14 protein-coding genes are annotated in these 14,648 nt (G+C 65.3%); 5 read left to right on the plus strand and 9 right to left on the minus strand.

What is annotated here, in order from left to right; translation table 11 throughout:
- Positions 1 to 125 precede the first annotated feature (125 nt).
- Positions 126 to 1,550, plus strand: a complete 1,425-nt coding sequence (locus K5R33_RS06815; RefSeq protein ID WP_220748255.1) for a DEAD/DEAH box helicase — start codon at positions 126 to 128, stop codon at positions 1,548 to 1,550.
- Between the two features lie 302 nt (positions 1,551 to 1,852).
- Here the strand turns inward: K5R33_RS06815 and K5R33_RS06820 are convergent, their stop codons facing one another.
- The 4 genes from K5R33_RS06820 to K5R33_RS06835 form a co-directional block, all read right to left on the minus strand.
- Positions 1,853 to 2,167 (minus strand): pentapeptide repeat-containing protein, encoded by a 315-nt coding sequence (locus K5R33_RS06820; protein WP_220748256.1) that lies wholly within the window; start codon positions 2,165 to 2,167, stop codon positions 1,853 to 1,855.
- Positions 2,168 to 2,215: 48 nt separating this feature from the next.
- Positions 2,216 to 2,683 carry a preQ(1) synthase gene (gene queF, locus K5R33_RS06825; RefSeq protein ID WP_220748257.1) on the minus strand — a complete coding sequence of 156 codons (468 nt, stop codon included), beginning with the start codon at positions 2,681 to 2,683 and terminating at the stop codon, positions 2,216 to 2,218.
- A 303-nt stretch (positions 2,684 to 2,986) separates the two neighbouring features.
- Positions 2,987 to 4,204 (minus strand): mandelate racemase/muconate lactonizing enzyme family protein, encoded by a 1,218-nt coding sequence (locus K5R33_RS06830; protein ID WP_220748258.1) that lies wholly within the window; start codon positions 4,202 to 4,204, stop codon positions 2,987 to 2,989.
- A gap of 52 nt (positions 4,205 to 4,256) precedes the next feature.
- Complete coding sequence (locus K5R33_RS06835; protein WP_220748259.1) at positions 4,257 to 5,330, minus strand: alcohol dehydrogenase catalytic domain-containing protein; 1,074 nt, start codon at positions 5,328 to 5,330, stop codon at positions 4,257 to 4,259.
- A 160-nt stretch (positions 5,331 to 5,490) separates the two neighbouring features.
- Here K5R33_RS06835 and pobA point away from each other — a divergent pair, with 160 nt between their 5' ends.
- From pobA to K5R33_RS06855, 4 genes are all read left to right on the plus strand, one after another.
- Positions 5,491 to 6,660: a 4-hydroxybenzoate 3-monooxygenase gene (gene pobA / locus K5R33_RS06840; RefSeq protein ID WP_220748260.1), complete on the plus strand. Its 1,170-nt coding sequence runs from the start codon at positions 5,491 to 5,493 to the stop codon at positions 6,658 to 6,660.
- Positions 6,657 to 7,457: a 3-oxoadipate enol-lactonase gene (gene pcaD / locus K5R33_RS06845; RefSeq protein WP_220748261.1), complete on the plus strand. Its 801-nt coding sequence runs from the start codon at positions 6,657 to 6,659 to the stop codon at positions 7,455 to 7,457. The genes pobA and pcaD overlap by 4 nt, the downstream gene beginning before the upstream one ends.
- Before the next feature lie 100 nt (positions 7,458 to 7,557).
- The gene (locus tag K5R33_RS06850) at positions 7,558 to 8,874 is read left to right on the plus strand and encodes a lyase family protein (RefSeq protein WP_220748262.1); all 1,317 of its coding nucleotides are present in this window, start codon (positions 7,558 to 7,560) and stop codon (positions 8,872 to 8,874) included.
- A gap of 48 nt (positions 8,875 to 8,922) precedes the next feature.
- Entirely contained in the window at positions 8,923 to 10,131 is a 1,209-nt protein-coding gene (locus K5R33_RS06855; protein WP_220748263.1) for a TCR/Tet family MFS transporter, read from the plus strand.
- Between the two features lie 629 nt (positions 10,132 to 10,760).
- Here the strand turns inward: K5R33_RS06855 and K5R33_RS06860 are convergent.
- The 5 genes from K5R33_RS06860 to K5R33_RS06880 form a co-directional block, all read right to left on the minus strand.
- The gene (locus K5R33_RS06860) at positions 10,761 to 11,711 is read right to left on the minus strand and encodes a threonine ammonia-lyase (RefSeq protein ID WP_220748264.1); all 951 of its coding nucleotides are present in this window, start codon (positions 11,709 to 11,711) and stop codon (positions 10,761 to 10,763) included.
- Complete coding sequence (locus K5R33_RS06865) at positions 11,693 to 12,517, minus strand: alpha/beta fold hydrolase (RefSeq protein WP_220748265.1); 825 nt, start codon at positions 12,515 to 12,517, stop codon at positions 11,693 to 11,695. Before K5R33_RS06865 ends, K5R33_RS06860 begins: the two co-directional genes overlap by 19 nt.
- The gene (locus tag K5R33_RS06870; RefSeq protein ID WP_220748266.1) at positions 12,517 to 13,203 is read right to left on the minus strand and encodes a haloacid dehalogenase type II; all 687 of its coding nucleotides are present in this window, start codon (positions 13,201 to 13,203) and stop codon (positions 12,517 to 12,519) included. The genes K5R33_RS06865 and K5R33_RS06870 overlap by 1 nt, the downstream gene beginning before the upstream one ends.
- Positions 13,204 to 13,254: 51 nt before the next feature.
- Positions 13,255 to 13,695, minus strand: coding sequence for a hypothetical protein (locus K5R33_RS06875; protein WP_220748267.1), 441 nt, complete (start codon positions 13,693 to 13,695; stop codon positions 13,255 to 13,257).
- A gap of 176 nt (positions 13,696 to 13,871) precedes the next feature.
- Positions 13,872 to 14,645 carry an enoyl-ACP reductase FabI gene (locus K5R33_RS06880; RefSeq protein WP_305067751.1) on the minus strand — a complete coding sequence of 258 codons (774 nt, stop codon included), beginning with the start codon at positions 14,643 to 14,645 and terminating at the stop codon, positions 13,872 to 13,874.
- Positions 14,646 to 14,648: the final 3 nt, after the last annotated feature.

Here is a 14,648-nt window from a genome sequence, read left to right on the forward strand (position 1 = left end):
CACTTTGTTACCTACGCCGCAACTGCAAAGGTCGCAGTATCGACGTTTCGCGGGGCGCATGGACAGGGCGTCCCACCTTTCATGCGCTTCGGGCAATGGGGCCCAATGCGCCAAACAGGACGCATATGACCAGTTTTTCTGATCTGAACCTTGATCCGAAGGTTCTCAAGGCCATCGAGGCCACAGGGTACACAACGCCAACGCCAATCCAGGCGGGCGCCATTCCGCCAGCGCTAGAAGGCCGCGACGTGCTGGGAATCGCCCAGACGGGAACCGGCAAGACGGCCAGCTTCACGCTTCCGATGATTACACGCCTGGCCAAGGGCCGTGCGCGCGCCAGGATGCCCCGCTCGCTCGTTCTGGCCCCCACGCGCGAATTGGCGGCCCAGGTGGCCGAGAACTTTGACAACTACGCCAAGGGCAGCCGCCTGAAGAAGGCCCTGCTGATCGGCGGGGTGTCCTTCAAAGAACAGGACCAGTTGATCGACCGGGGTGTCGATGTTCTGATCGCAACACCAGGCCGCCTGCTGGATCATTTCGAACGCGGAAAGCTGCTGCTGACCGGGGTGGAAATCATGGTCGTGGATGAGGCCGACCGGATGCTCGACATGGGGTTCATCCCCGATATCGAACGCATTTTCGAACTCACGCCATTCACCCGTCAGACTCTGTTCTTCAGCGCGACCATGGCGCCGGAGATCGAGCGGATCACCAACAAGTTCCTGTCGGCCCCCGAAAAGATCGAGGTGGCGCGCCAGAACTCCACCTCCGACACGATCACGCAGGTCCTGGTCGAACACGCGCCAAAGCGTCGGGACATGACCGCCAAGGACAAGCGCCACATCCTGCGCGCCATCGTTGACCGGGACATGGCGCTGGAGGACGGTGCAGCGTCAAAGCTGAAGAACGCCATTATCTTCTGTAATCGCAAGGTGGACGTGGACATCGTCGCCAAGTCGCTCAAAAAGCACGGCTATAACGCCGAACCTATCCATGGGGATCTCGACCAAAGCCACCGGATGCGGACGCTTGACGGGTTTCGCGACGGCTCGCTCCAGTTCCTCGTGGCCTCCGACGTGGCGGCGCGGGGTCTCGACATTCCAAACGTGAGCCATGTGTTCAACTACGACGTGCCCAGCCATGCGGAGGACTATGTCCACCGTATCGGTCGCACCGGGCGTGCGGGCAAACTTGGGACGGCCTACACCATCGCGGTGCCCGCCGACGAGAAGTATCTCTCCGCGATCCAAAGTCTTGTGAAGGCAGAGATCCCGAAGGGGGAAAACCCTTGGTCCCCGCCGTCCCGCAAATCCGACGTGGAGGCCGCGCCAGAAGCGGAGGAGCGCAAGTCCAGCCGCTCCCGCACGCGCAGCCGCACCCGCCCGCCAGAGGCTAAGGACGACACGCGAACCGACCGCGCCCCCGCCGAACCCCGCCCCCGTGGTGGCCGTGGGCGGAGCGATCCGGGTCCCCGCGTCGTGGGGCTGGGCGATCACGTGCCGAGCTTCATCGAGATGAGCTTTGAGGAACGCCGCGCCGAGACGGCTTGACCCAGCTACGGGGCTATGCAGGCCGGAGCGCTGGCGGACGGGTGGAGTGCACGCAACTAGGTTGAACCCAGGTGTGACGTCTTGACGGTTTCGAGAGACAGCATGCCTTTGGGAATTTGAGAAGTCCCTGAGCCGTCTAACAACGTGCCGAGCCCGCGCCGAATGATCCAACGGGTTTGGAGTCATAACGCGCGGCATTCACGACGGATCGCACCAATCCTCTTAGGCCCTGAATACCCTGCGCTCGGCTAACAATCCGGGCGCACACCACCCAAAACACCCCCCGCAAATCAGCAGGAGCCTTACGACGGATCGCCCTGACCCAAGCTGCGGCGATAGACCTCCAACAGCGTCTCGATAGCGATGCCGTCGACGGTGGCCCCGGTCAACCGACAGTCGGATATCTCAACCCCCGACAGGTTCCCGTCCCGAATGATGGCGCCCGACAGGTTCGTATCGGTGATCAGCCACCCCGTCATATTGCTGTCGTTGAACCGCGCCCCGGAGAATTCCATCTGGTTAAATCGCGCCGAGGCAAGGTTCGTGTTGTTGAACACCGATTGCGACAGGTCGGCGTCATTGACGTCTAGACATTCGGTGACGTGATGCAGGTCCATGGGCCCCTCCGTGCAGTTACCGAAGCCTAGCACGGATGCGCCGCCCGCTCACCCCCGTCCGCGGTAAGGGGCGACACCTTGCTCAGGGATCCAGACGCCCTCGGGCGCCGGACCAGTCTGATAGAAGACGTCAATGGGGATCCCTCCGCGCGGGTACCAATAGCCCCCGATGCGCAACCATGCGGGCGACAACAGGTCGACCAGACGCCGCGCAACCTTGAGCGTGCAATCCTCGTGGAAAGAGCCATGGTTGCGGAAGGAGCCTAAGAACAGCTTCAGCGACTTCGATTCCACCAGCCAATCACCGGGCACATAGTCGATGACCAGATGGGCGAAATCGGGCTGACCCGTCATGGGGCACAGCGAGGTGAACTCCGGCGCCACGAAGCGCACGCAATAGGCGACGTCAGCCTGGGGGTTTTGCACCCGCTCCAGTTCGGCGGTCTCGGGCGAGGTCGGTAATTCGGTCTGACCGCCAAGCTGGGTGAGATTGGAATAAATCGTCTGATCGGTCATGGAAGCCTCCGTTTCGATCGCGCCTAGCCGGAGCACCGCCCAGGGCCAAGGGCACAGGTCGTCGCGGCGGGCCTAAACCAAATGTCGGATCGGATTGGGGCGCCCCGCTAACAGTTATGCCGCTATAAGACAGACCGACGCGGGCCTCGCACGTCAGAGTTTCGCCTTTGCCGTCTACAAAGACCGCCGCGACACCGCAGCCACAAAATGCCGTTCGGGCAGAGGCAGGCGCGCCCGTAGCCCCGCATCGCGTTGTATATTTCCAAAGTGGGCCACACAAACCAGATGCGACCACGCCAGCCGTTAATCCGACGCACCGCCGGTAAAGGCATTGCCCCGGGCATAGTCGCAGGGCGCCTCCTGGCTCTCCAGATGGAGCCGATTGCCCGTATAGGGATTGGCACGCGCCAGGTCCTCGTCGAATGTGATCCCAAGGCCCGGCGCCTCGGGTGGGACGACAAAGCCGCCCTCAACACGTGGTCCCCCGCCTAGGGCGTGGTGGAACGGCGTCTCGATGGCTTCGACCATCAGGAGGTTCGGAAGGGTCGCCCCCAGCGCGACGTTGGCGGCAAACTCCACCGGCCCGGCATAGAGATGGGGCGCCACCTGGGCCCCAAACCCTTGGGCCAAGGCCGCGATCTTGCGCCCCTCCAACAGACCACCGGCGCGGCCAAGGGCCGGTTGCAAAATCGCCGCCGCCCCCAGACGTAAGTGCGTCGCAAACTCCGACAGACCGCAGAGCCGCTCTCCCGTGGCGACGGGCACCGGGACCGCGCGCGCCACCTCGGCCATGGCATGGGGGTTGCCCGGTGGGACGGGTTCCTCAAACCACAGCGGGTCATAGGCCGCGATGGCCTGCCCCAACCGGATGGCACCTGCTGGGGTGAGCTGCCCGTGGGTCCCAAACAGCAGATCCGCCCCATCCCCGACGGCCCGGCGCAGCGCCGCACAAAACGCGACCGACAACGCAATATCGGAGCGCGCGGGCTGGTGCCCGCCCCGGATCGTATAGGGCCCCGCAGGGTCGAACTTGAGCGCCGTCCAACCCTCGGCCACGCGCCGCGCCGCGACCTCGGCGGCCATCTCGGGCGACGTCCAAAACCCATCGCCCATCCCGGGCTCAGGGTAGAGGTACGTATAGGCCCGCAGCCGGTCGTTCATCCGCCCGCCCAGGAGGGCCCAGACCGGCCTCTCCCGCGCCTTGCCCAAAATGTCCCAACAGGCGATTTCCAGCCCCGAGAACGCACCCCAGACCGTCGGATCCGGTCGATCCGTAAAGCCCGAGGCCCAGACACGCCGTCCCATCAACTCGATGTTCTCCGCGCTCTCCCCCAACATGTGGCGCGCAAAGACATCCCCGATGACCGCGCGCATGGCCTCCGGCCCGACGGCGCTGGCATAGCACTCACCGTAGCCCACGATCCCGCAGGTGGTGGTCAGCTTTGGGATGATCCAATAGCGCCCGCCCCACCCCGGCGCAGGGGGCGCCACGACAAAGACCTCCAAATCCGCAAGTTTCATGGACGCCACCTCTCCGGGCGGGACGCATCGCGACTGGGTTGGGCCCGTGTCTTCATTCCATCACCACCACGTTCCGCCGTCCCTGCCCCGCGCGCGTGGCCGCAATGGCGTCGTTGATCGCCTCCAGCGGATAGGTGCCGGAAACGAGCGTCTCCAGCTCCAGCCGCCCCTGGGAATGCAAGTCGAGCAGCCAGGGAATATCCCGCGCAAGAACGACATCGCCCATCCGCGTGCCGCGCATCCCCTGGCCGTAATAACTGGCTGAGACCGGGTCGAAATGACCAACGGTGCCCGAATGGGGCATCCCGACCAGATAGGCCGTCCCGTGGGGCGCCAGCCAGTCGAGCGCCCCGTCAATCACAGGCCCCGCGCCCACCGTGACAAAGACATGGTCCGCCAAGCGCCCAAGCGCCAACATCGCCGCGCGCCCGTCTTCGGAGGCGCGCAGGACATCCGTGGCGCCAAAGGCCAGCGCGCCCGCCAGTTTAGCGTCGCTCACATCGACCGCCACGATACGGGCGGCCCCCGCCAAGCGCGCGCCCTGGATCGTGTTCAACCCGACACCCCCCGCGCCGATCACGACGCACCAGTCCCCGGGGCGCACCTTCGCCGTGTTCACCGCCGCGCCGAGCCCCGTGACCACGCCGCAGGACAGAACGCAGGCTGCCTCGGGTGCGATCGTGTCGGGGATTGGCGCCACCTGGCTGCGATCCACGCAAACCGCTTCGGCAAAGGCGCCGCAGTTGAGCGCCGCCACGACCGGCTCTCCCTGGGCATCCCGCAGCGGAGCCGCAGCCGAGGGCGCGGCGCATTGGGTCGGCGCGCCCCCCGCACATGTCGGACAGCTTCCACAGGCGCGGATCAAGGTCACCAGAACGCGCGCGCCCAACGCCAGATCCCGCACGCCCTCCCCCAAGGCTGTGACCCGCCCAACGGCCTCATGCCCATAGACAGCGGGAAGATCCCCGCCCCAGCCACCATCGGCCAGCGTAATGTCCGAATGGCAGATCGCCACGGCGTCGATATCCACGTGGATTTCCCCCGCCCGCGGCGCCGATAGGGAGAGGGTCTCGATGGTCAAAGGCGCGCCAAAACGGCGGCACACGGCGGCGCTGATCTGTCTCATGGGGTCTCCTCTTGGGGTCAGCTTGGCGCGCGCGCGGGTCAAGCAACCCTCCGTTTGCGACAGGGCCCAAATTTTCTTGAAAATTTGCGCCACCCGCAGCCGTGTGATCGCTTGCCGACCCTGTGCGCCCAGGTCACAGTCGCGCCAGGGGGGAGGCCACATGCGCACACAGGTTTGCATCATCGGCGGTGGGCCATCGGGGCTTTTGCTCAGCCAAGTGCTACACCGGGCTGGCATTGAGACGGTGGTTCTGGAACGCCGCAGCCGAGAGTACGTCCTGGGCCGGATCCGCGCCGGCGTTCTGGAGGGGGGAACCGTACAAATGCTGCGCGACGCAGATGTCGGGTCACGCATGGCGCGCGACGGGTTCCCCCACAGTGGCACCTATGTGGCTGCGCGCAACCGTGGCTTTCGCGTGGATTTCAACGCACTGACCGGCAAGGACGTGATGGTCTATGGCCAGACCGAAGTGACCGCCGATCTCTATGCCGCGCGCGATGCCATGGGGGGGACCGTGATCCATGGGGTGGATGGCGTTACGTTGCAGGACGTGGACAGTGACACACCACATGTCACCTATGAATTGAACGGCGCGACGCATCGCATCGACTGCGACTGGATCGCAGGCTGCGATGGGTTCCACGGGGTCTCGCGCCGCACAATCCCGCCGTCGGTCCTGCGCACGGTCGAACGGGTCTATCCCTTTGGGTGGTTGGGTGTGCTCAGTCGGACCCGGCCCGCGGCCGACGAACTAATTTACGCCAATCACGAGCGGGGCTTTGCCCTGGCCTCCATGCGCAATGACCGGCTCAGCCGGTACTATATCCAGGCGCCGGTGGACGACCCCCTGGAAAAGTGGAGCGACACGGCCTTCTGGGACGAGTTGCGGCGTCGCCTACCTGCCGACGTGGCCGAGGCCATGGAGATTGGCCCCACCATCGAGAAGAGCATCGCGCCCCTGCGGTCTTTCGTGGCGGAGCCCATGCGGTGGGGACGCCTGTGTCTCGTGGGGGATGCGGCTCATATCGTTCCGCCCACGGGGGCTAAGGGCTTAAACCTCGCCGTCTCGGACGTGCACTACCTGTCCGAAGGTCTGATCCAACACTACGCGGGCACGCCCGAAGGCATCGACGCCTATTCCGCCCGCGCCCTGGCTCGCGTCTGGAAGGCGACGCGCTTTAGCTGGTGGTTCACGACGCTCATGCATCGGTTCCCGGACGATAACGCCGCGTTCCATCTGGCCATGCAGGAGGCGGAGATCGACTACCTCGAACACTCCACTGCCGCGCAGACGGCAATGGCAGAAAACTACGTTGGGTTGCCGTTTTGACCACGGACCACGCCACCGCTGCCGACGGGACCCGCCTGTACCTGCGTCTGGAGGGGCCACCCACCGGGCCTGCGCTGGTCCTTGCGAACTCACTGGGCACTGACCTTCACCTTTGGGACGCCGTGCTGGACAACCTGCCGAGGGGCCTGCGGGTTCTTCGGTATGATATGCGCGGGCATGGTCGGTCAGAGGTGCCGCCTGCGCCCTATGCCATGGGCACGCTGGTCAGCGATGCCGCGACTGTTCTGGACCACGCAGAGATCACCGACAGCACCTTTATTGGCCTGTCCATCGGCGGCATGGTCGCCCAGGGGCTGGCGGTCAAACGGCCTGATCTGGTGCGCGCCCTGGTCCTGTCCAACACGGCCGCCAAAATCGGTACGCCCACCCTGTGGCAGCGCCGGATCGACGCGATCCGCACGGGCGGCTTGGCCTCGATTGCCGATGACGTCATGGCCCGATGGTTCAGCCCCAGCTTCCGCAAAGGCCCAGACCTGGCAGCCTGGCGGGCACGGTTCCTGGAGACGCCGGAAGAGGGCTATCTGGGATGCTGTGCCGCCATTGCGGGGACGGATTTCTATACGCCGACGGCGGCCCTCCGTCTGCCGACCCTGGGCCTAGCCGGATCGGATGATGGCGCCACTCCGGCGGATCTGGTGCGCGAAACCGTCGATCTGATCCCGGGCAGCCGGTTCCAAATCCTCCGGCGCACAGGCCACCTGCCATGTGTCGAAGCACCGAACGCCTATGCGCAGGCGCTGACGACCTTTCTGACAGAAACCGGCCAACTGCCATGATCCCACATCGCCGCCGCCAACCCGCGACCTCCGGCCTCGCTCCCACCATGACGCCCTGCACGACGCTGCGCTGCAACCGCCGGGCCTTAGGACGCCGCCCATGACCATCGCGCCCCAAGATAGCCCTCTTCTCCGTGACCTCTTTGCCGACGCAGAGGTGGCGCGCCTGTTTTCCGACACCGCAGCCGTCCGCGCCATGCTGATTGTCGAGGGCACCTTGGCCAAGGTCCAAGGTGACGCGGGGATGATCCCCGCGGACGCCGCCGCCTACCTGCATCGCGCCGCGATGGAGGTGCAGATCGACCCCGCTGGTCTGGCACCCGCGACGGCGCAGAACGGCGTCTGTGTTCCCGCCCTGGTCGCCGCTTTCCGCAAAGAGGCACAGGCGCCGGAGTTCACCCAATACCTCCATTGGGGCGCCACGTCCCAAGACATCATCGACACCGGTCTGGCCCTGCGCCTGCGCCAGGTCCTGACGCTCATCGAAACGCGGCTGGACGCGCTGTTGATCGCCCTGGCCGACTTGGCCACGGCCTGGGCCGAGACCCCCATGGTCGCACGCACCTATGGGCAACCGGCGACGGTCACGACCCTGGGCGCGCAGGTGGCCAGTTGGGGGACAGGCCTCTTGTCGGTGCGGGACGATCTTGCCCCCCTGCGCGAGGCGGTCCTCATGGTGACCTTGAACGGCGCGGCGGGCACGCTGTCCGCCATGGGCCCGGAGGGTCCAGCGATCCGAGCGGAGCTGGCCAAGGCCTTGGGGCTGCGCAATCCGGGGCACAGCCCCCATGCGGACCGGGCGCATATCCAGGCGCTTTCGGCCTGGTGTAACCGGCTGCTGCAAGCGGCGGCCAAGATGGCGGGCGATCTGCTACTGTTGACGCGCGATGGTACGGTGCGCCTCGACGCCGGAGGGGCCTCGTCCACCATGCCCCAGAAAGCGAACCCCGTGGCCCCGTCGGTGGTTCGGGCTCTGGCGGCCCATGGGGCGGGCCACGCAGCAGCCCTGTCGATGATCCCTGCGGCGGATGCCCGGGATGGCGCGGCTTGGTTTACGGAATGGCTCTCGCTCCCGCCGCTCTTGGCGGCCACGGCGCGGTCCCTGACGCTGCTCCGTGAGACGTCGGACCCAGATCATACCGGGATCACCCTCGGATCACCCGCAGCGTTCCCGGGCGGCGAGGACCCTTCGGGGTTGATCCATGCCGAAGCCGTCACCTTCGCCTTGGCGCAGACCATGCCGCGGCCCGAGGCCCAGGCCCAGGTCAAAGCCTGGACGGCACAGGTGCGTGCCACCGGGGTCTCTCTGCTGGATTTGGCAGGGGTTGATCCCGACGCGTTCCGCCCGAACCGTCAGTGGGGCGAGGCCCCCGATCTGGCCCGTCGCTTTGCCGCCCGTGTGCGCGGGACCGAGTAGGGGTTTCCATCCCTCGCCAGTGGTCATTGTTTGGCATAGGGTCCGCCGATGACCACCACCGCCCAGACCCCGACCGACACGCGCGGCCCCATCCTCTTCATTCTGATCACCGTGATGATCGAGGCTATGGGCATCGGTCTCATCCTCCCGGTGATGCCCGCTCTTCTGGAGGAAGTTCAAGGTGTTAGCCTATCAGAGGCTGCGCTTTGGGGTGGGGTGCTCGGGTCGATCTATGCGCTGATGCAGTTCCTGTTTTCGCCCACCATCGGCAACCTGTCTGATCGGTTCGGGCGCCGCCCGGTGCTGCTGTTGTCCATGGCGGTGATCTTTCTCGACTACATCCTCATGGCCTATGCCCACACGATCTGGCTGCTTCTCATCGGACGGATCATTGCGGGGATCGCGGCTGCAACGATGTCCACAGCCACGGCTTTCATGGCCGATATCTCCCCGCCGGAAAAGAAGGCCCAGAACTTCGGTTTAGTGTCTGCGGGGTTTGGGCTGGGCTTCGTGCTTGGCCCAGCCATGGGCGGTCTGCTGGCGGAATGGGGCGCGCGGGCCCCGTTCTGGGCCGCAGCCGTTTTGTCCGGCGCCAACCTCTTGTTTGGATTGATCGTTCTGCCCGAGACCCTGCGCCGCAAACGTGCTTTCGACTGGCGCCGCGCCAATCCTTTGGGCGGTCTTCTGGCCGTCCGAGCCCTGCCTGGTGTGGGCCTGCTGCTCGGCGTCTGGTTCTTTTACCAAGTCGCCAACTGGGTCTATCCGGCGATCTGGGCCTATTTCACCCAGGCGGCCTTTGGCTGGGATGAGCGGATGGTTGGTATCTCTCTCGCCGTCTACGGGGTGTCGATGGTCGTGGTCCAAGGGGGGTTGATCCGCCTCGTGATCCCCCGTCTTGGGGAACGGCGGACGTTGGCCTGGTTCCTGCCCTATAACGCTGTCGTCCTTCTGTGCGTCGCTTTTGTACCCCACGGGTGGCTTATGCTGGCGCTGACACCGTTTTCGGCCCTAGGCGCGGTCGTCGCGCCGGCGATCCAAGGGGTGACCAGCCGCATCGCATCCGATGACCAACAGGGAGAGTTGCAAGGCCTGTTGGCCTCGATCACCGCCGTTGCGGCCATCGTGTCGCCTCTGATCATGACCCAAGTCTTCAATCGCGCGACCACGGGTGGCGCGGATATGCCCGGAGCGCCATTCCTCGTCGCGGCACTGCTGATGAGTGTGAGCTTCCTGTTGTACGGCCGCGCCAAGGCGTGAGGCCCCCACGGGTGGTCTAGGTCGCGGCCCGCGCGAGGCGGTTTTGGTCCGAGGCCATGGACCTAAGGTCCGGCCTTTGCGGTGACAACGCGGAGGAGGCTAGGGACTGCCCCGTCGCGTGCGTCGCCCCCGTTTTGGCTCAGGGATGTGATACGACCACCCCTGGCTGACAGACAGGTCTTGCGAGCACGTGTCGTCGTCACTGACACGGTACGTGCGGCGTGCGGCAACTCTGTTCAGATGCGCTCCACAACCATCACAGGTGCGGAAGATTCAGGAATGCCCCATGCCATTTCGCGTACGTGTCCCGACCAAGTTTCGTGGTTGCGGCCATGGCTGGGCGACCCCTTCGTTCAAGGCGAGTAAGGGAGCGCATCGTGCCCGCGCACGGCAAACCGGAGCATCCACGCGGGGCGCAATGCAGGCCAGACGGCGGACAGGCCTAGCGAACCGGCCCTCCGACATGGGCCGGAGCTCTTGAGGTTTGACTGTGACGCAAACGCGTTGAGACGCAGGCTAAGTCCGCGAGTTTCGCAATGGTGCGAAGATGTCTGGCGAAGGCCGACCGACCATTGCGTCAAAGGCCCTTTTCGGTCCGCATCACACGCACTGACATCGGCGCCTCGGACCTACGCCGCCGCGTCTAAAGCCTGAACGAATAGATCCCCATCCACATTCCCGCCGCTGGCCACGGCGACCACATCGCCATCGTGATGGAACAGCGCCGCGGCAAGTGCGACGGCCCCGCCAGGCTCCAACACGATCCGCAGATGCCGCCAGGCCAGCGCCATGGCGCGCAGGGCCTCGGCGTCGGTGACAACCATGCCCGGGCCAGCCAAACGGCTGAGAATTGGAAACGTCAGCTTGCCCGGCATCGGCGTCAGGATCGCATCGCACAGAGACCCTGTCCGCGCCGCGTTCTCGACCGGGTGCCCAGCCACCAGGGACCGGGCCACATCGTCGAAGCCGGAGGGCTCCACGGTGCGCACGCGGGCGTGCCCATCGAGGGCAAGCGCCATCCCAGCGCTCAAGCCGCCGCCACCGCAGCAGACGAGAACCTCCGTCACGCCCTCTGGAAGCGCCTCCGCGATCTCTAGGCCGCAGGTCCCTTGCCCAGCGATGACCCGGGCATCATCGTAGGGCCGGATCAGGGCCCCCCCGCGCTCCGACAGGAGTCGTGCGCCGATCTCCTCGCGGTCTTCGGTCGCACGGTCATACAGAACCACCTCCGCCCCGTAAGACCGTGTGTTCTGGATCTTCACCGAAGGTGCGTCCGACGGCATCACGATGACCGCCCGCCGTCCCAACAGGCGCGCGGCGAGGGCCACGCCCTGGGCATGGTTCCCCGAAGAGTAGGCCAGGATCTCGCTGCCCGCCTGGCTCACGGCGTTGTAGGCCCCGCGAAACTTGAAGCTGCCGGTCTTTTGCAGGCACTCCGCCTTGACCCAAATGCGGCGCCCCACCTCCGCATCCAGGGATGGTGCGTTCAAGAGGGGCGTGCGCACGGCATGTCCGCGCAGACGGTCCGCCGCGGCCTCGATATCGTCGCGTGTGGGGGCGGTCAGATCAGCATCGTCCATTCGTTCAAAGCCTCCAGAGCGTCCGGCTCGTCCAGGAAGGGCACGTGCCCCCGACCCGGTACATTGGCCACGATCATATCGGGCCTGCGGCGCGACATCTCGGCCAGCGTCGCCTCTGTCAGCAGATCAGAATTGGCGCCCCGGATACAGGCCAGGGGCAGACCGGCCATGGCGTCGAACAGCGGCCAGAGGTCGGGCACCGGCTGCGCCCCCGCCTCCAGCACCGCGTCCCGCAGCTTGGCATCGTAGGTCAGCGCCAACCCCTCGCCGGTGTCGCGGTAGTGCTTGCGGACCTCTTCCTCCCAACGCTCGGGTGGGACGCCTTCGAACCCAGCCATGAGGGTTGCGCGTTCTAGGGCAGCCTCCGCATATGTGGCAGCCTCGGGGGGGTTGCCGATGTAGTCCTTGATCGCCTCCAGCCCGTCCTCGGCGATCTCCGGCCCGATATCGACCAGCGCCACACCCGACAGCTTGGCCTTGGCCATAAGCGCCAAGGACATGGCGATCAGCCCGCCGCGCGAGGTGCCCAGGATCGCCACCTGATCCAGACCCAGATGCGCCAGCAGTTCCAGCACATCCCGCGCCTCGGTCGGGATGGTGTAGCTGCGCCAATCGGGCGCCCGCTGGGATTTACCGCGTCCCCGATAGTCCAATCGGATCACCCGGTGTTCGCCCAAAAGATAGGGCAACACATAGTCAAAATCCGTGGAGTTCCGCGTCAATCCGGCCAGACACAGGATCACGGGGCCGTCGCCCTCATCCGCGTACCACAGGCGCAGGTTGTCGGAGGTCTTGAACTCGGGCATCAGAGGCTCCCTACGAGGGCTGGAAGACTGCTGAGATCGGGCAAGACATGGTCGGGGCGGTGGTCCAGCCGGTCCATGGGCAGACCCTGGCGATTGACCCAGACCGTCGTGAAGCCATAGCCCTTCGCCGCGGCGGCATCCCAGCCATTGGAGGACACGAACAAGACGTTCCCTGCCTCACAAGCGAATGCACGCGAAACCATGTCATAGACCTTAGACGACGGCTTGAAGACGCCAACGCTTTCGACAGACAGCACATGGTCCAGCAGCCGTCCGATCCCGGCGGAGGTCACGGCGCCTTGCAGCATCTCGGGCGAGCCGTTGGACAAGATCCCCGTGGCCTTATGGGCGTCCTTCAACGCGCCCAGCATATCGGGCACCTCTGGGTAGGCGGTCAGGTCCCAATAAAGCTGCATGAGCCGGTCGCGCAGTTTCGGATCGCTCAGGTCAGCGGCCTCCAACGCCCAATCCAGGCCATCGCCGGTCACCTGCCAGAAATCCACGTGTTCACCGGTCACCGCGCGGAGCCAGGTGTACTGGAGCTGCTTTTCCCGCCAGTCACGGGCCACGGTTTGCCAGGTGTCCGCCAGCGCTTCGAACCCGTCCTCGGCCGCGGCCTCCCGCGCGGCGGCGGTGACATCGAACAATGTGCCGTAGGCGTCGAAAATGCAGGTGTCGATGGGCATGGCGCCGGTCCTCTTGCGGGTCTCGGCGGGACCGTCGCAGGGGTCGGAGCGTTAGTCCAGTCCGCGTAGAACCATCTCGCATTCCAGGGCCGTCATGATGGTCCGATCCCGTGACCAACCGCCATCCCCGCGCGGCAGGTTCTTGGCGAGCTTGTGATACTCTAGGATCAGCGAGTTATCGTCCAACCCACCGGTTTGGACGGCCAGCCAGTGTCGCACAGAGATATGGTCCGTTCCCCCGGCGGCGCGGCGCCGATCTTCCCGGGCTTGGAGCGCGGTAATCCCGCCGGAGCAGAGATCGCTCTCAAACGCGGTGCGCACAAGGTGGCCCTGCAAGACGCTGGCCGTCGACGCGCTGGCTGTCTCGATGCCATCCCGGATCGTGCCCATCACGCTCAGCCCCGTCGCCACGAGAACAGCCGTCAGCACCACCCAATCGAACGAGACGGCGCCAGCCTCATCGCTCAGAAAGATGTGGATAGGACGGAGCATGACCGGATCCTCAAGACGTTAACCATGCGTAAGTATGACCAAAAGACCCGGAGAGATTTAGACAAACCAAGGGCCGCAAACCCGTCAAATCCCTGCTTTTGGGCACCGGTCGCGCACAATTGGGCAAAGCCCTGCCGATTGATGCCATTGGCGGGCAGATCTTTGCCGACGCCCCGTCAGAGGTTATCGGGATGCGGCATGCCCATGACGTGATATCCGCCATCCACGTGAATCACTTCACCTGTCGTGCGCGCTCCGGCGTCGGAGCAGAGGTACAACGCCGTGCCGCCCACCGCCTCGAGGGTTGCGTTGGCGCGGAGCGGGGCGTTCTGCTCGGCATGCTTCAGCGTCTTACGCGCGCCGCCAATAACAGCCCCGGCCAGGGTCTTCATCGGGCCGGGTGAGATCGCGTTAACCCGAATACCGTCGGGTCCCAGGTCAGACGCGAGATACCGAACCGCTGCCTCTAGGGCCGCCTTTGCCACACCCATCACGTTGTAGAACGGGGTGACCTGCCGTGCGCCTTGGAAGGTCAGCGTAATGATCGACCCTCCCTCAGTCATCAGGGGTTTGGCGCGCCTGGCGACCTCGACGAGGGAATAGCAGGAAATATCGAGCGAGTTCTTAAAGTTCGCGCGGGTCGTATCGACGAAGCGACCGGTCAGTTCCTCTTTGTCGGAAAAGGCGATGGCGTGGATCACGAAGTCCAGCTTGCCGCCCTCGGCCAGTGTCTCAAAGGCCGCGTCGAGCGAGGCATCGTCGGAGACATCCACGTCCAACAGGGTCTTGACCCCCAGGCTTTCGGCCAGTGGCGCGACCCGCTTACCGAACGCCTCGCCTTGGTACGTAAAGGCGAGTTCGGCCCCGGCACCCGCCAAGGCCTGGGCAATTCCCCAGGCAATGGACCGGTTGTTGGCCACACCCATGATGAGACCGCGCTTTCCGTTCATATC

Origin of the sequence: Jannaschia pagri (genome assembly GCF_019655435.1) — a bacterium.
In the GTDB taxonomy this organism is placed as follows: Bacteria; Pseudomonadota; Alphaproteobacteria; order Rhodobacterales; family Rhodobacteraceae; genus Jannaschia; species Jannaschia pagri.